Origin of the sequence: Streptomyces sp. NBC_00370, assembly GCF_036084755.1 — a bacterium.
Classification (GTDB): domain Bacteria; phylum Actinomycetota; class Actinomycetes; order Streptomycetales; family Streptomycetaceae; genus Streptomyces.
Window position 1 is genome coordinate 129,985 of sequence record NZ_CP107968.1, and the last position, 16,398, is coordinate 146,382.

General features: G+C 68.0%; 14 protein-coding genes. 9 read left to right on the forward strand and 5 right to left on the reverse strand.

The window, feature by feature from the left end; all coding sequences use genetic code 11:
* The first annotated feature begins 339 nt into the window (after positions 1–339).
* The gene (locus OHS57_RS00550; RefSeq protein ID WP_328580514.1) at positions 340–2,571 is read left to right on the forward strand and encodes a pentapeptide repeat-containing protein; all 2,232 of its coding nucleotides are present in this window, start codon (positions 340–342) and stop codon (positions 2,569–2,571) included.
* 523 nt (positions 2,572–3,094) lie between these two features.
* Here OHS57_RS00550 and OHS57_RS00555 read toward each other — a convergent pair.
* Positions 3,095–3,418, reverse strand: coding sequence for a hypothetical protein (locus tag OHS57_RS00555; protein WP_328580515.1), 324 nt, complete (start codon positions 3,416–3,418; stop codon positions 3,095–3,097).
* A gap of 220 nt (positions 3,419–3,638) precedes the next feature.
* On the opposite strand from OHS57_RS00555, the gene OHS57_RS00560 reads away from it, so the two are divergent.
* Entirely contained in the window at positions 3,639–3,803 is a 165-nt protein-coding gene (locus OHS57_RS00560) for a hypothetical protein (protein ID WP_328580516.1), read from the forward strand.
* 179 nt (positions 3,804–3,982) lie between these two features.
* Here OHS57_RS00560 and OHS57_RS00565 read toward each other — a convergent pair whose 3' ends face one another.
* A complete protein-coding gene (locus OHS57_RS00565) occupies positions 3,983–4,555 on the reverse strand; it encodes a TetR/AcrR family transcriptional regulator (protein ID WP_328580517.1) in 573 nt (190 codons plus the stop codon).
* A gap of 83 nt (positions 4,556–4,638) precedes the next feature.
* Between OHS57_RS00565 and OHS57_RS00570 the strand changes: the two genes are divergently transcribed.
* Positions 4,639–5,589, forward strand: a complete 951-nt coding sequence (locus tag OHS57_RS00570) for an NADP-dependent oxidoreductase (RefSeq protein ID WP_328580518.1) — start codon at positions 4,639–4,641, stop codon at positions 5,587–5,589.
* A 108-nt stretch (positions 5,590–5,697) separates the two neighbouring features.
* On the opposite strand, the gene OHS57_RS00575 is transcribed toward OHS57_RS00570, so the two are convergent.
* From OHS57_RS00575 to OHS57_RS00585, 3 genes are all read right to left on the reverse strand, one after another.
* Entirely contained in the window at positions 5,698–5,826 is a 129-nt protein-coding gene (locus OHS57_RS00575) for a hypothetical protein (RefSeq protein WP_328580519.1), read from the reverse strand.
* A gap of 123 nt (positions 5,827–5,949) precedes the next feature.
* Entirely contained in the window at positions 5,950–6,282 is a 333-nt protein-coding gene (locus OHS57_RS00580; RefSeq protein WP_328580520.1) for an SbtR family transcriptional regulator, read from the reverse strand.
* An 89-nt stretch (positions 6,283–6,371) separates the two neighbouring features.
* Positions 6,372–7,358 (reverse strand): aldo/keto reductase, encoded by a 987-nt coding sequence (locus tag OHS57_RS00585; RefSeq protein WP_328580521.1) that lies wholly within the window; start codon positions 7,356–7,358, stop codon positions 6,372–6,374.
* A 287-nt stretch (positions 7,359–7,645) separates the two neighbouring features.
* Between OHS57_RS00585 and OHS57_RS00590 the strand changes: the two genes are divergently transcribed.
* The 6 genes from OHS57_RS00590 to OHS57_RS00615 all read left to right on the forward strand — a co-directional run bounded on the left by OHS57_RS00590 (position 7,646) and on the right by OHS57_RS00615 (position 16,119).
* Complete coding sequence (locus OHS57_RS00590) at positions 7,646–8,488, forward strand: FadR/GntR family transcriptional regulator (RefSeq protein WP_328580522.1); 843 nt, start codon at positions 7,646–7,648, stop codon at positions 8,486–8,488.
* A gap of 259 nt (positions 8,489–8,747) precedes the next feature.
* The gene (locus OHS57_RS00595; RefSeq protein WP_328580523.1) at positions 8,748–9,845 is read left to right on the forward strand and encodes an enolase C-terminal domain-like protein; all 1,098 of its coding nucleotides are present in this window, start codon (positions 8,748–8,750) and stop codon (positions 9,843–9,845) included.
* 74 nt (positions 9,846–9,919) lie between these two features.
* On the forward strand, positions 9,920–11,311 hold the full coding sequence (locus OHS57_RS00600) for an ABC transporter substrate-binding protein (RefSeq protein WP_328580524.1): 1,392 nt from the start codon (positions 9,920–9,922) through the stop codon (positions 11,309–11,311).
* A complete protein-coding gene (locus OHS57_RS00605) occupies positions 11,308–12,234 on the forward strand; it encodes a carbohydrate ABC transporter permease (RefSeq protein ID WP_328580525.1) in 927 nt (308 codons plus the stop codon). Before OHS57_RS00600 ends, OHS57_RS00605 begins: the two co-directional genes overlap by 4 nt.
* Positions 12,231–13,211, forward strand: coding sequence for a carbohydrate ABC transporter permease (locus OHS57_RS00610; RefSeq protein WP_443042817.1), 981 nt, complete (start codon positions 12,231–12,233; stop codon positions 13,209–13,211). The genes OHS57_RS00605 and OHS57_RS00610 overlap by 4 nt, the downstream gene beginning before the upstream one ends.
* Positions 13,212–13,311: 100 nt before the next feature.
* Positions 13,312–16,119: a discoidin domain-containing protein gene (locus tag OHS57_RS00615; RefSeq protein WP_328580526.1), complete on the forward strand. Its 2,808-nt coding sequence runs from the start codon at positions 13,312–13,314 to the stop codon at positions 16,117–16,119.
* Positions 16,120–16,398: the final 279 nt, after the last annotated feature.

Consider the following 16,398-nt stretch of genomic DNA (forward strand, 5'->3'; position numbering starts at 1 on the left):
CACTTACCGAGACTCCCGCCTCTGCGCGGCCATCGTCGACCGCCTCGCCAGCCCACGAGCCCACATTGACGAGGACACCGTCACCGACCGGGTCATCCCCGTTGTCCGGCTCACCCGCCGCGTCGGTACTCGTTGAGCAGCCCCGGGCTCTCAGCGTGCACCGCCGGGATGCGTACGCAATCGTTCACATATCCGCCCTGACCGGTCCGCGCCCCCGCTCGCCCGCGGGGACGGACAGCACCTGACTGATCGTTTTTGCCGAGCATCCGCTCGCAGTCGCGGTCGTCAACCCGCTCAGCTGGCTTCTGTGGTGGCAACCGTGCGGTGTCATTGCTCGTCATGACGGGCATGACGACTTCGCCCACCTCCTCGCCCCCCGCCCCGACATGGACATGCTGCGGCGAGGGGGCGACCGCCGCCGATCCTGTCGGCTGCCGAGGCGTCGTGATTCCCGGGGGCTCGCTGTGCCTTGCACACCTCGCGCCCGCGGACCGGGCAACCTACCTCGCGACACTGTCGCCAGGCGATCCCATGGACTGCCGCGGTACCCAGTTCACTCACCTGGTTCTGTCCCAGCTCCTTGACGCTGTCCGCGAGCCAACCACCTCTCTGCCACATCTCGGCAGGACCTCCTTCGCGCAAGCGGCTTTTGCCGAGGACGCCGACTTCGAACACGTGACGTTTTCCGATTCCGTCAAGTTCGATGAGGCGACGTTCTCCTGCGACGCCCTATTCCGTCACGCCAAATTCCTCGGTAGTGCCCACTTCAACCACGTAACGTTCTCCGGTGATGCCCGATTCCGGGAGGCGACCTTCTCTCAGATTTCTTGGTTCGCCAACACGGACTTCTCCGCGCATGCCGAGTTCGAATCTGTGGCGTTTTCCGGCACCGCATACTTCGAAGACACATCCTTCGCCGCCGGTGTCAGATTCGACCATGTCACGTTCTCCGCCCTCGTCGGCTTCGACCGCGCAGCGTTCTCGACCCACGCCACGTTCGCCGAAGCCACGTTCTGCGGCAGCGCAGATTTCGAAGACGTAACGTTCTCCGCCGGATCCGACTTCGACCGTGCAACCTTCCTCGAACGCGCCAGATTCGATGCTGTGAAATTCTCCGCCGCCGCAATATTCAATCGCGTGACCTTCCACAGAGACGTCAGCTTCCAAAGCTCCACATTCTCCAACCAGGCATGGTTCGCTGACGCGAAATTCAACAACAGCGCATGCTTCGCAGAGGTAAGCTTCTCCGCTCCGGCCGTGTTCAACGGCACGGAGTTCAACGGCGTAGCAGATTTCTCGGACACGATCTTCTCTGACAACGCGGATTTCAACGACACAGTGTTCTCCCAAACCGCTAATTTCCAGCACGTGACATTCTCGGCCGACACCCGATTTATGGATGCACGGTTCTCCGGCACCGCAAGGTTCGCAAACTCAACCTTCACCACGGCAGGCGAGCTCGGACCGATCGTGTGCCAAGAGACTCTTGATCTGTCAGGCGCCCTCTTCGTGGCTCCGGTTACCATCCAGGCCGCAGCAACCTCGGTGGCCTGCGTGCGGACACGATGGGATTCGACGGCGACGCTACGTCTGCGGCATGCGGCCGTGGATCTCACCGACGCCGTCGTCACCCAGCCCATCGCCGTTGCTGCCCATCCCGCCCCCTTCAACGGCAGCCGCTACGCTCTCGCCGAGCCGGATCTCACCGGCGACGGCAGCGTACGGATCATGTCGGTACGAGGGGTGGACGCCGCCCACCTGGTCCTGACCAACACGGACCTCACCGACTGCCGGTTCTTCGGCGCGTTTCACCTCGACCAGATCCGCCTGGACGGAGAGACCCTCTTCGCCCGCACCCCACCGGGCTTCGACATCCGCCGAGGTGTCCCGCTGCGCTGGACCGACCGGCAGGCGCTGGCGGAAGAGCACCACTGGCGCGCCCTTCCCCAGCACCGGGCACCACTGCGCTCCGGCTGGACATCAGCTCCCTTGCTGGCGCCGGCGGCCGGTACACCGGGGCCTCGTGCGCTCGCCGCGCTGTACCGGCAGTTACGCAAGGCGTTCGAGGACGGCAAAGACGAACCCGGTGCTGCCGACTTCTACTACGCGGAGATGGAGATGCGGCGCCTGGACCGCCGGCGCCCGCGTAACCGCGCAGAACGCGCGCTGCTCACGGGCTACTGGGCCCTGTCCGGGTACGGCCTGCGGGCGCTGCCGGCGCTGTGCTGGCTCGGCCTGGCAATGACCGCCACCGTCCTGGCACTGGTGATGTGGGGCCTGCCCACCAACGACCTGCACCCCCGCACCACCGGCACCCTGCCCGCCGCAGGACACACGCTGACCCTCGCCACCGACACTCCCCACCCGGCCGTCACCGGGTCCGCCGACAGTCGCTTCACCCGCCACCGGGTCTCAAAAGCGACACGTGTCGCCGTCAACTCCGTAGTCTTCCGATCCTCCGGCCAGGACCTGACCGCCACCGGGGAGGACATCGAGATGGCGTCCCGCTTCTTCGAACCTCTCCTCCTCGCCTTCGCCGCCCTCGCCATCCGCAACCGCGTCAAACGCTGAAGGAAGCTATCCGACGGGCTATTTCGGCCCGGTTCCTGGCGAACTGGGACCGCAGCGCCGCTCTTTTCACGCCCTCCCCGCGCAGTCGGGCGGCCTCCTAGCCGATCACCCGTCGCGCACCCTCAGCCCACATCGCCTGCTTCAACTCGCGGCACACCCTCGTGTTCGGTCGGGAAAGCGGCCAGCCGACTGCCATCCTGGGAGTGTCCGTCGAGCGGAGTTCACCGGCGGCACCGTCAATTCCGCACAGCGAGATTCGTTGGCGGCCCCACCCACTTCCACAGCGCCGTGTTCGGCGGAGGAACCGTGAGCTTCGAGGGCCTCTTCTTCAGCGGAGGGACGATCAACTTCACCGATGCCACACAAGCTGGCTGCACGATAATCTTCACCAGATCTGTCAATGCTGGCAGTACCGTGATCTGGGGATCTCTTCCCCCACAAGCAGCGTGACCGTGAACAAGGTAGGCCCGTGGTGTCGGCGTACAGGTGAATGTGGCTCTGTCAAGATTTTCGTAGGCGGAGATCATCTCGGTGGCACGGTCGGCCGGTCCGCACGGCGTCGGCGGAGGTGAGCGATCAGAACGACGCGGTGGCGGAGGAGACGGACGCCGGCTCGTCCGACGATGATGCGTTTCTGCAGTCTGACGTCCGTGATGCGGCCCTCGTTGACTCCGGAGTTGTATGAGGTCGTGATGCCCTGAGCGACTGCATGGCGGTCTTCGTGCTTGGCCCCGGCAAGGCCCGACGAGTGGTGCCAGTCCGCTTTTTCGAGATCGCCCAGCCATGTCGGCAGGGGTGCCGCGTCGCTACAACGGGACAATCGGCTGCCCTGATCGGCGATGTCCATGACGACGCCAGGTCCTTGCGCGACACAGTGGTGACGCTGACGACGAGAGGCTGCAACTCGTTGGTGCAGCTGGGCGACTTCGGGATCATCTGGCGCGGGCACGTGCAACAGCGCTGAGGTCCTCTGGATGGGATCACGCCTGGCGCGCTTTCCCGCTCCGATACTCGCGGCCCCTGCCAGCGCCCCGTCGGCTGTCTGGCGGGGCAATGAACATCGACCGGTGCGTGCGGACGGCCGCGAGGGCCGCGACAAGGACATCGCCGGCCTCTCCCCGTTGGTGCGGCACCACATCACCTGCTCCGGCCGGGACTCCTGCCAGCTCCCCGACCTGCCCGGCGGGCTGCGGCCCCTGCGGGCCAAGTCCATGTCCGATGAAGCGGGCTGAGACCTGTTTCCTGTTCCCGGATCGGATTGGCAACGTTCCCCACCGTTTCGATGTCTCATGAGACATCGGTAGGGGTCCCCGTGGTACTCGCCGAAAAACGGGCGAATATGCCTGAACTGCAGTGATGTGGCACTATCCGCGGTGTCGTGGACTAACCCTGCAGGCAGGCGACAGTCGACTCAGCGGACTGTCGGAGCTGGCGGTGTGACCGCCTCGTGCAGTTCGGCAGCGGCTTGGGCCATGAGCTGAGCGAGGGTGGTGTCCGGCTCGGCTAGCCAGCGGGGTATGGCACGCCGGTGGATCGCCAGCACCACGTCGATGATGAAGCGTGCTTTGCCGGGCTCGACGCCGCGGCGCTCGAGCGCCGGTGCCAGCGCGTCGGCGATGTCGGCGAGCTTGATCAGATCGCGCTCGGCCAGTGCCGGGTTGGCGGCGATCACTCTTCCCCGGCGCAGTAGGAACTCGCGTGGGCGGAGGATCTCCTCGGCGTTTCCCAGCGCGGTCAGCAGCGCCTCGATCGGGGTGAGGGCCGTGTCGGCGGCCTCGACCTGGGCGACGAGGTGGGCCTCGAGTTCGTTGCCGGCGAAGAGGACTTCCCGCTTGTCGGGGAAGTACCGATAGAAGGAGCGCTCCTTCAGACCGGCGGCGCCTGCGATCTGAGCGACCGAGGTGCGCTCGAACCCCTGCGCCTCGAACAGCTCGAGCGCCGCGCGTTCGAGCCGACCCTGTGCGTCTGATTCCCATCGCGGCATAGCCACCACTGTACGACAACAGGAGCTGTTATCAGCTGGTACGGTCGATGACAACAGATGCTGTTATCAGTCAGGAGATCGTCATGAAGGCTCTGCAATTCGATCGGTTCGGTTCCCCGGACGTGATCGTGCTCCGCGACGTCCCACAGCCGGAGCCGGGACCCGGCCAGATACGGATCGCCGTGCGGGCGTGCGGTCTGACACCGGCCGACTGGCACGTCGTCGACGGTCTCCTCGCCGACCGTCTGCCGCCGCTGCCGCGCGGGCTCGGCCTCGAGGTCGCGGGCACCGTCGACGCGCTCGGCGAGGGAGTCACCGGCGTCCAGATCGGCGACCACGTGTTCGGCCCGGCCACCTTCGACGGCCCCACGGCCGGCGCCGCCGAGTACGCGCTGATGCCGGCCTGGGCACACATTCCCGAGGGCGTAACCGCCGAGCAGGCCGCCGCACTGCCGATGGCGGCCGAGACGGCGTGGCGCGCGCTCGACGACCTCGGCGTCCAACCGGGTGAGCTGCTGCTCGTTCACGGCGCGGGCACCACCGTGGGTGAGGCAGCGGTGCGCTTCGCGCTGCACCGGGGTATTCGGGTGATCGCCACAGCCGGGCCGACTCGGGCCGCCACCCTGGAAGAGATCGGCGCCCAGGTGACCACCTACGGCGAGGGCATGGCCGAACGCGTCAGCGCACTGACCCCAGGCCCCGTGGACCGCGCCCTGGATACCGCGCCGACCGGGGGCCGGATCGACCGCGCCGACCAGCCCAGCCCGGCCGGGGGCTCGCTACCGACCTTGATCGAGCTGACCGGGGATCCCGACCGTGTCCTCACCGTCTCGGACTTCGCCGCCGCAGCCGAACTGGGCGTCCGGATCACCACCGAGATCCGCTACGACCAGATGAATGAGTTCGCCAGGCTCGCCGGCGGAGGCATCCTGGTCGTACCGGTCGCCCGCACTTACACCCTCGCCCAGATCCAGGAAGCGGCCAAGCTCAGCCAATCCCGCCGCCCCGGCGGCAAACTCATGCTCGCCCTGTGATCGCCCTGCCAGCCTGACAAAGCGATACCACCTCGACGAGGAACGGGGCCAGGCCTGGGAACACGACGGTCCCTGCCCGCACCGCCATCTGTCGCATCGGTTCGGCTCTCACCTGCCCTGCTGGGCAGTGCCCTTCCTCGGCGCGTCCGGGTCGAGCACGGCATCGCCCACCTGAAGCACCGGCGGGCACTGGCCCGCCACCTCGGCCGCCGCGAGCACATGGACGTCACCGTCCAACCCATCGCCGGCCTGCCGGCCCAGCAACAGACCGCAGACCGCAGACCGGATCCTTGCTCGTTAGACGTGAGCACCGAGCACCGCGCACCTTCGACAGCTCACCATTAACCGCCCACGAGCTTGTTATGGGCGGAAGCCGTCGATCGCGAGGTCCAGGAGGCGGTCGACCTGCGCGGCACCCTCGGGACTGTCCGGGGTACGCCACAGGCAGCTGAGCAGCATGATGACGTCGACGGGGTCGATGCCGGGGCGTGCCTCACCGGCCTCGACGCAGGCGTCGAGGAGGCGTTGGACGGCGACGGTGACGGGAGGCCAGGAGGCGCTGATGACGTCCTGGGCTGCCGCGGAGTGCAGCGCCTCACCGAGGCCGTGCTTGATGCGCACGTAGCCGGTCAAGGTCGTGAACCAGCTGCGCAGCGCCTCCGGCGGAGGGTGAGCGGCGAGGGCTTCGGTCACGGAGTCGGTGAGCCGGACTGACGGCTCGCCGCGCCCGCGGGGATGGTCCCTCGCCGTGCGTGCTTGGCGACTTTCTGCCGGGTCGCCGGTCAAGCCAGTAGCTGGCCCCCGCCGAATCCGACACAAGAGTCCAAGTCCGCCCAGGCGTCGGGCGGGAGGTCGGTCGAGGCCCATTCGGCCGCCGACCTCGTTTCCGCCGCCGTGCGGGTGCCCGCTACGACGGAGGCGACCGCCGGGTGCCGCAGGGGGAAACGGATCGCGGCGTGCGGCAGCACCGTATCGTGCCGTCGGCACGCCTCGGCGAGCGTCCGGGCGCGTCGCAACACCGCGTCGGGAGCGGGGCCGTAGTCGTACCACGCGTCGTCGGGCGGCCATGACCTGCTCAGCAGACCGGAGTTGAAGGGCGCGGCGGCCACCACCGAGATGTCATGCCGTAGGCACAGGTCGAGCAGCGGCCTGGCCGACCGGTCGGCAAGGGTCCAACGCCCAGCCACCATGAGCACGTTGACGTCGGCCTCCGCCGCGATGCGGGACAGCGGTGCCACCGTGTTCATGCCGGCGCCGATCGCGCCGACGACGCCCTGGTCCCGCAGGTCGGCGAGGGCGGGCAGCGCCTGGTCGAGGGCTTCGTCCAGATGGTCGTCCGGGTCGTGTACGTACACGATGTCCACGCGGTCCAAGCCCAGCCGTCGCAGGCTCTCCTCCAAGCTGCGCAGTACTCCGTCGCGCGAGTAGTCGGGCCGCCTGGTCAGTGTGTCGGGGACGGCGAACCCGCCCGCAGCCAGGTCGGAGCCGGTGGGCGTCGGATGGGGCGTCAGCAAACGGCCCACCTTCGTGGAGACGGCGTACTCGTGCCGGGGGCGGCCGGCGAGGGCGGCGCCCAACCGGCGCTCCGACAGGCCGAGTCCGTAGTGCGGGGCGGTGTCGAAGTAGCGGACGCCGCTGTCCCAAGCAGCATTGACGGCGGCGAGTGCGTCGTGTTCCGCGAGGGGGCGGTAGAGGTTGCCGAGGGGTGCGGCCCCGAATCCCAGCGTGGTAACGGTGACTCCGGTGCGGCCGAGCCGGTTGTTTTTCACTGCGCGGCACCGGGTGGGACTCTCATAGGTCTCCTTCATCGTCCTCAGCGCCGCGGGGCAGCCGCGGATGAGTCTGCTTCATTTCTCGATGAGGAGAGTAGGCAGGGTGGTTAAGCGGCGCAATGGGCAGGTCTGACGCCGCCCCATGTGCCGTCCAGCCTGTCTCGATCAGCGATCCCATGTGAACCGGAAGAAAAATTGACCTGACTCTTCCCTCCGTGACATGTGGATGCCATAGTGACGGCGCAAATGAATCCAACTCATCGAGTCGAGAGGGAGTTGTCGTTGTGACTGGCGAAGACGCTGCCCCGTCCGAGGGAGCAGAGCAGGCAGCCGCCCCCTACCGTCCGGGGTACGAGCTGGTCGCCGAGCAACTGCTCACCTACATCGCGGAACAGAACCTGATGCCGGGCGACCGCCTGCCCACCGAGCAGGGGCTCGCGCACATCCTGGGCGCCACCCGCAACGTCACGCGAGAGGCGATCAAGGTGCTCGCCGCGATCGGCCGACTGAGCGTACGCAGGGGGGCCGGCATCTTCGTGGCGGCCACTCCCGGCGCGCTGAACGACGACCGGCTCGCACACTTCCAGCCGACGCGCATGGAACACGTGATGATGCTGATCGACTACCGGCAACTCATCGAGTCCGACACCGCGAACAAGGCCGCCGGCCTCGCCGCACCCCTTGAGGTACGGGCCATCGGCAAGAGCGCGCAAGCCTCCCTCGACGCAGCGCTCGCCGACGACGTCTCGGCGTTCGCCGCCGCCGACGAGCAGTTCCACGACGCGGTCGGCGTCGCCGCGCACAACGTGTTCCTCAGATCGAGCATCACGACGATACGGCGACTGATGTCCCAGACCGACATCCTGCTCCTCCACGGGGACGTACCCGGTTCCATGGAGGTGGCAGGTCGGCAGCATCTCGCGATCGCGGAGGCCATCGCCTCCGGCAGCGCGGAGAAGGCCGCCGAGCTGATGCGGGCGCACATCGACACGACCCGCCATCAGGTCGAAAGCAAGATCCGCGACCGGTTGTTCAATGTGACCGAGTCGGTCGACGGCCCGGCCCGCAAACCGCGCCGTGCGTCGGGCGGCAGGCAGGAGGACTCGCCGGAGACGCCAGCCCCGTAAGTAACTACCGCGCCCGCCGACGCCTTCCCGGAAGTGGCCGGTGCGGACGCCCTCGCCGGTCCGTCCTGCGGGAGCCCCGGCCCCGCCGCCCGGAACACGTTCGTACTGCCCACCGCGGCCACCTCGCCGTTCCCCGCCGACGGCCTGCCCTGTGACGAATCGTTCCTGCTTTCATGCGCCCGCACATCCTCGCTCCCGCCCCGCTGCCCCTTCCCCACCGCGGCCCCGGCCGGCCCGTTCACAGAAACAGAAAGCACGGATGAAGATCACTCATGTCGAAGTCCACCCGATCGACGTCCCCCCGGCAGACCCCCCGTTCTCCTGGCGGCGGGGACTGAGCGGCAGCGCACCGACGGGTGACGGCGCGGTCCTGCGCATCGGCACCGACGAGGGAGCCGAAGGTGTAGCCGTGTTCGCCAGACCGGGAGCCGCCGTCACACTGCGGGACCTCGTGGACCGGGTATTCCGCGACGAACTCGTCGGAGCCGACCCGTACCAGCGGGAGTGGCTGTGGCACCGGGTGTGGGAGCTGGACCGCATCCACGAACTCCCCCTCCCCACCCTCGGCTTGATCGACATCGCCCTGTGGGACCTGGCAGCCCGGGTTCAGGGCCAGCCGGTCTGGCAGCTGCTCGGCGGCTTCCGCGACGCGATACCCGCCTACGCCTCCACCACCACCTTCGCCACGACCGAGGAGTTCCTCGACGTGGCCGACCAGTGCCTGGCCCTCGGCTACCGGGGCATCAAGCTCCACGCCTGGGGCGACGCGCGACGCGACGCTGCCCTCTGTCAGGCGCTGCGCGACCACGTAGGCCCGGACGTGCCGCTGATGTACGACGGGTCGGCGGGCTTCGACCTCCCTGACGCGATCTTCCTCGGCAAGGCGCTCGCCGAAGCCGACTACCTCTGGTACGAGGAGCCGATGCGTGAGTTCAGCATCAGCGCCTACCAGCGCCTCGCCGAATCGGTGACCGTACCGCTGCTGGTCGGGGAGACCTCCGACGGCGCCCATATGAACTCCGCCGACTTCATCAGGTCCGGGGCCGCCACCTTCGGTGTGCGCGCGGGCACCACACTGCGCGGCGGGATCACCGGCGCCATGCGCACCGCCCACCTCGCCGACGCCTTCCGGCTGCGCGCCGAGGTGCACGGCTCCGACATCCCCAACCACCACCTGTGCATGGCCATTTCGAACACCACTTACTACGAGTCCCTGGTCACCTCGACCACCGTCGTCCGCGAACGGCATGTGGACGACCAGGGACTCGTGCACGCCCCCACCGGTCCGGGCATCGCCCTGCCGCTCGACTACGGCTACGGACCCGAACTCCGCGCCTTCGTCGAGCAGCCCCGCTGAAACAAGCGCGGATCAGAGCGGACAAGAACCGCGCACGAGCCGCACATGAGCCGAAAGAACAGAGAGGCAAGACGATGAGGTCTTCCGGATCTCCGAGAACAGCCCTGCGCCGCCGGGCGGAACGGGCCGGCGCCGCGCTGGCCGCCCTGGCAGCTGCCGCGGTGCTGGCCGGCTGCGCCAGCGCGGACCCCGTCAAGGACACCGGCGCCCAGCCGGGCCACGCGGACTTCAAACCGGTCGCGCAGAAGGACGGTTCCCCGATCACCGTCTGGGCCGACTCCACCCGGCTGCCCTCCGTGCAGGCGTACCAGAAGGCGCACCCGGACGTGAAGATGAAGATCGTCACGTACGACGGGGGCGCCGACGGCTCGACGTACCTGCAGACGAAGGTGCAGCTCTTCGACCGCACCGGCAACGGCTGGCCGGACGTGGTGTTCGGCACCCCGACCGATGTGACCTGGGCCTCGGCGCCGACCAAGCCGGGCGCAAAACCGTTCGCCGCGCCGCTGGACCAGAAGCTGGTGCCGCAGTCGACACTGGACGGCTTCGCCAAGGGATCCCTGACGCCCTGTCAGTTCAACGGTCACACCTACTGCCTGCGCAACGACATCGCGCAGGTCGTGCTCTGGTACAACAAGTCGCTGATGGACCGGTGGGGGTACCAGGTCCCCACCACCTGGGCACAGTACGAGGCGCTGGGCCTGAAAGTCGCCAAGGAGCACCCCGGCTATCTGGTCGGCTCCGCCGGGGACACCAACTCCCAGGAGTCCTACCTCTGGTCGAGCCAGTGCCCGGCATTCGACCTGGTCAAGCCGGACACCCTTCGGGTGGACCTGCAGGACCCGAAGTGCACCCGCATGACCACCTTGCTGGACAAGCTGATCTCGGCCAAGGCCGTCAGCACCGAGGGCTTCTTCAGCCAGGGCTTCGCCAAGAGCAGCGGATCCAAGGTCCTGATGGCCTACGGGCCCTCCTGGTACGGCCAGTACCTGTTCAAGACGGCCTTCCACACCCCGGCCAAGCAGATGGCCGCTGCAGCCCCGCTGACCTGGCCCGGGGAGACCACCGCGAGCACCGGCAACGTCGGCGGCGGCGTGTGGATGGTCTCCTCGCACAGCGCCAACCTCAAGGCGTCCGCCGCTCTGGCGACCTGGCTGACCACATCGAACGACAACCAGGCGGCGGCGCCGACGTACCCCGCCTACACCCCGGCGGCCACCGCCTGGCTGGCCAACCCCGCCAACCGCGACTACTTCGCCGCCGATGTCAGCGCCCCGTTCCAGCAGGCCGCCAACTCCGTATGGACCGGCTGGTCCAACACCAAGTTCTCGGATGCGACCGCCTGGTCCAGCGTGGTGCTGCCCGCACTGACCGACGGCAAGACCCTGACGGCCACTCTGCCCGCCTGGCAGAAGGCGATCAGCGACGAGGCGAAGAGCAACGGATACCAGGTGACGAACCAATGACGCTGGCCACCCAGCGCATCGCCGTCCCCCGCCGCCGGGCCGCCACGCCGCGGCGGCGGGCCGGCGGCGCCGCGGGCTATCTCTTCGTCGCCGGATACACGGTCCTGCTGCTCGCCTTCGGTGTGTTCCCCACCTGCTACGCCTTCTACCTGGCGTACACCAACGAGGCAGGCAGCTTCACCGGGCTCAACCAGTTCACCAAGGTGGCCGCCGACCCCCGGTTCGGACCCGCCTTCAGTCACGTCCTGCTCTACCTGGTGCTGTGGCTGGTGGCCCTGGTCGTGCTGACCGTGCTGGTTGCGGTGGTGCTGCGCAGCCGGGTGCGGGCGAGCGTCTCGGCGCTGTTCCGGTTCCTGTACTACCTGCCGGGCGCGCTCGCCGGGGTGGCCAGTGTGCTGGTCTGGCTGTTCATGCTCGACCCGGACGTCAGCCCGGTGTCCTGGCTCCTCAAGGCCATGGGCCTGGACACCTTCGCTGCGGTGCTGGCCCCCGGCGACCTGCCGGTGATCTTCATGCTGATCGCGTTCTGGACCGGCGCCGGCGGCTGGATGGTCGTGATGTACGGAGCGCTGAACAACATCCCCGACGAGGTGCTGGAAGCCGCCCGGATGGACGGCGCGGGACCCTGGCGGACCGCGTGGCACATCCAGATCCCGATGATCCGGCAGTGGATCGCCTACATGACGATCCTTGCCTTCGCAGGCGGCACCCAACTCTTCGTCGAGCCACAGCTGTTGCAGACCGCCAGCCTCGGCCGGGTCAGTCCGGCCTGGTCGCCCAACCAACTGGCGTACGTGTACGCCTTCCAGCAGGGCGACTTCAACGGAGCCGCCGCCATCTCCGTCTTCCTGCTCGCCCTCGGGCTGCTGTGCGCGGGCCTGCTGGTCTGGCGCTCGAACATGTTCACGTTGGATGAGAAATGACGCAAAACACCTCCGCCCCCCATGTGTCCGCCGTACGAGCCCCCGGCCCGCCCGCGGCCTCCGGCCGGCCGGACACCTCCACACCGCGCACGTCCGGCCCGCGCACCACCCCCTCCCGAGCGGTGTCGGCCGCGATCGTGGTCCTGCTGCTCGGCGTGCTGCTGGTGTTCTTCGTCCTGCCGGTGATCTGGCTGCTGCTGGCACCGTCGAAGACCGCGAACCAGATCGTGCACGACAACCCGTTGTCGTTCGGCTCCTTCCAGCAGATCGGCGCGGCCTGGCGGCATCTGTTCGCCTTCCAGGACGGCGCGGTGCTGGTGTGGCTGCGCAACTCGGCGATCTACTCGGTGGGTTCACTGGTCCTGACACTGCTGACGAGTCTGCCCGCCGGTTACGCGCTGGCCCTGACCCGCTTCCGAGGGCGAAAGACACTGCTGATCTGCACCCTGGTGACGATGATCATGCCATCGGCGACACTGGTACTGCCGATCTTTCTCGAACTCAACCGGTTCCATCTGATCGGCACCGTCTGGTCGGTGATACTGCCCTTCGCGTTCTACCCGTTCGGGGTGTACCTGGTGTACATCTACTTCGCCACCAGTCTGCCCCGTGACCTGCTGTCGGCGGCGCGCATCGACGGGTGCTCGGAGTGGCAGCTCTTCACCAAGATCGCCCTCCCGCTGGCCAAGCCCGTCGTCGGCCTGGTGGCCTTCTTCAGCTTCGTCGGCAACTGGAACAACTTCTTCCTGCCGTACCTCGTGCTGCCCAACAGCGACCAGTTCCCGATCCAGGTCGGACTCAACCAACTGCTCACCTCCACACCGTCGTTCAACCCGGTGGCGGGTGCAGGACTGAACATCACCATCCCCGAGCTGTCGCTGGCGATCATCGTCGCCATCCTGCCGGTGCTCGTGCTGTTCCTGTTCTCACAGCGCACCCTCGTCTCCGGCATGCTCGCCGGCTCCACCAAGGAATGACCAGCGGGGCCGAGCCGACGCCAATTGGCGCCCCGCACTCCGGAACACCCCTCACCACCCCGGAACACCTCGAATCAACGAAGCCTCGGGAGTGACACGCATGAAGAGAACCGGACTGCGCCGCCGTAGTCTCACCGTAACCGCGGGCGCCGCCGTCACCCTGCTCGCCGGTCTCCTGTCCAGCGGCTGGGCGTCCGCGTCCGCACCGTCCCACCACCCGGCCGCGCAAGCCCTCACCTTGTCCGTCGCCCCCGACGGCCGCGGCTCGGCCTGTTCACCCCACGACCCCTGCGCACTGACCACCGCGCAGACGAAGGTGCGTGCCGCGAGCCGCGGCGCACACGGAGACATCGATGTCGTGCTGGCCGGCGGCACATACCGCCTCGACCGGACCTTCGCCCTCGACGCGGCGAAGGGCGACGGCGCGCAGCCGGGACACCGCGTCAACTACGAGGCGGCCCCCGGAGCGCACCCCGTCCTCAGCGGCGCTGAACAGGTCGAGAGCTGGAAGGAGGGCACGGACGGCGTCTGGGCCGCGAAGGTGCCGACAGGCACCGACACGCGCCAGCTCTACGTCGACGGAGTGCGCGGCATACGTGCTCGCGGCGCCGCCCCGACCGGCTTCACCCGTACCGCCACCGGCTACACCACCTCCGACACGACCCTGGACGGCTGGAAGAACATCAGCGACGTCCAGTTCGGCTTCACCGTCGGCTGGACCGAGATGTCCTGCGGGGTGGCCTCGGTGTCCGGGACCACCGTCACCATGGACCAGCCCTGCTTCGACAACTCCACCAAGAAGCCGTACGGCGTCAACGCCAACCTCCCCGACTACGTCGTGAACGCACGGGAATTGCTCGACGACCCGGGCGAGTGGTACCTCGACAAGCGCGCACACACCCTCTACTACCGACCCCGTCCCGGCCAGAACCTCAAGGCCGCCGACGTCGAAATACCGCGGCTGCAGACCCTGGTGTCCGGAACCGGCACCACGTCCCGCCCTTTGAGCGGCCTTTCTTTCAACGGCATCTCCTTCGCGTACGGCGGCTGGACCGAGCCGAACGGCCCGGACGGCTTCTCCGAGGTGCAGGCCAACATGCGGCTGACGGGTGACGACGCCTGGGAGAAGCAGGGCTCCTGCGACCGGTACTCGTCCACCGACCCCGGCACCTGCCCCTACGGCAACTGGACGATGACGCCCGGCAACGTCGTCTTCGACCACACCCAGGGGCTGACCGTCACCGGCAGCACCTTCCAGCACCTCGGCGGGGCCGGTCTGCAACTCGGCCGCAACGTCGACGACTCCACGGTCAAGGGCAACGAGTTCACCGACATCTCCGGCAACGGCATAGAGATCGGCAACGGCGCCGACGCCGCACCCGAAGATGTCTCACTGCTGCCGGCGCGCAACACCGTCGCCGACAACTGGGTGCACAACGTCGCGGTCGAGTACACCGGCGGCGTCGGGATCTTCCAGAGCTACACACGCGACGACGTGATCGAGCACAACCAGGTCAACGACGTCCCGTACAGCGGCATCAGCTCCAACTGGGGCTGGGGCCACACCCCCACCAAGACCTCCGGCAACAAGATCCTGAACAACCTGGTCTTCGACGCCATGCAGCAGCGCTCCGACGGCGGCGGCATCTACGTCCTCGGCCAGGAGGGCGACACACTGGCCGACGGCCTGCTGATCAGCGGAAACGTCGTCCGCAACGACGACAGTGCGGGCGGCGGCCACGCCATCTACACCGACGGCGGCAGCGAGAACATCACCATGACCGGCAACGCCATGTTCGCCAACGGCGTCTTCTCCATGGGCGGTTGCAAGGAGGACGCGCTCCCGTACGGGAACTTCTCCTTCACCGGCAACTACGTGGAGAACACCACCCCGGACTGGCCGTGCGGCAACCCGGACAACCTGACGCTGGACAACACCCAGGTCACCGCCGACGGCACCGGTGTGCCGGCCTCCCTCATCGCGAACGCCGGTCTTGAGCCCCGGTACACGCACCTGACCACGGCACCCGCAGGTAGCGCTCCGAAGAACCTCGCACTGGGCAAGCCGGTGAAGGCGCAGTTCGTGGACGGCAGCACCGCCGACCTCCAGCCCGGCACGCGGCTGTCCAGCGCGACCGACGGCGACCCGGACACCTTTGTGCAGGCGAGTGGCCAGTTCCGCTGGCAGTTGGTGGTCGACCTGAAGAGTGCGACCACACTCGGCTCGGTGACCGTCGGGATGCCCGCGCCGCACTTCGCCACAGACTTTCATGTGGACGCCTCCACCGACGGCACCAACTGGAAGACAGTCGGTACCGTGCACGGCGCCAACTGGGGCACGATTCCTGTGCAGTTCGCCTCCCCACTCGCCGCGCGATACCTCCGCGTCGTCGCCGACAAGCCTGACGACGGGGGGCAACGGGGCGACCAGATGGCCGTCAGCGAGGTCGGCGCGTACGCCCCCGTGCACGGCAACGCCAACCTGGCGCAGGGCGCACCCGCCCAGGCGCTGTTCACCGACCACACTCAGGCGGCCCTGCAGCCGGACTCCCTGCCGTCATACGCTACCGACGGCGACCCCGCCACCTGGACGCAGGCCACCGGCCGGTACCGCTGGACGGCCCAAATCGACCTGGGTAAGCCGCAGTCGATCGATCTGGTCACGCTCCTGCAGCCGGACGGCAAGTTCGCCACCGACTTCCACATCGACGTCTCCAGCGACAACTCGACCTGGTACACAGTGGCCCGCCACTCCGGCAGTGCGGACGGTCTCACCGGCGTACAACTCGACTCACCGGTGACGGCACGCCACCTGCGTCTCGTCGCCGACCGCCCCAACCAAGGCGGCCAGACCGGCGGCCAGATGGCGGTCGCCGAACTCGGCGTCTACGGTCTCGTCGCCAAGTAGCAAGGGGGCCGGGGGGGGGACGGGCGAGCACCGAGTCCCTGCCCCCATGCTTCTGTGCGGCTCTCGTCGGCGCTGGGTAGCCCGGCGAGAGCCGCACTTCAAGCACGACTGGATTTCCCCAACGCTGGATTCCAGCCGACTGGCGGAGCGACCAACGGCTAATCCGAATCGGCTGGCCGACATGTTCCCTGCTGCGAGACGATCCCGGCAAGTGTCTGGACTAGGGGCCTCCCCGACTCCCGTCCACGCGACGACCGGGGACCATTTCGGCCTGCGCGG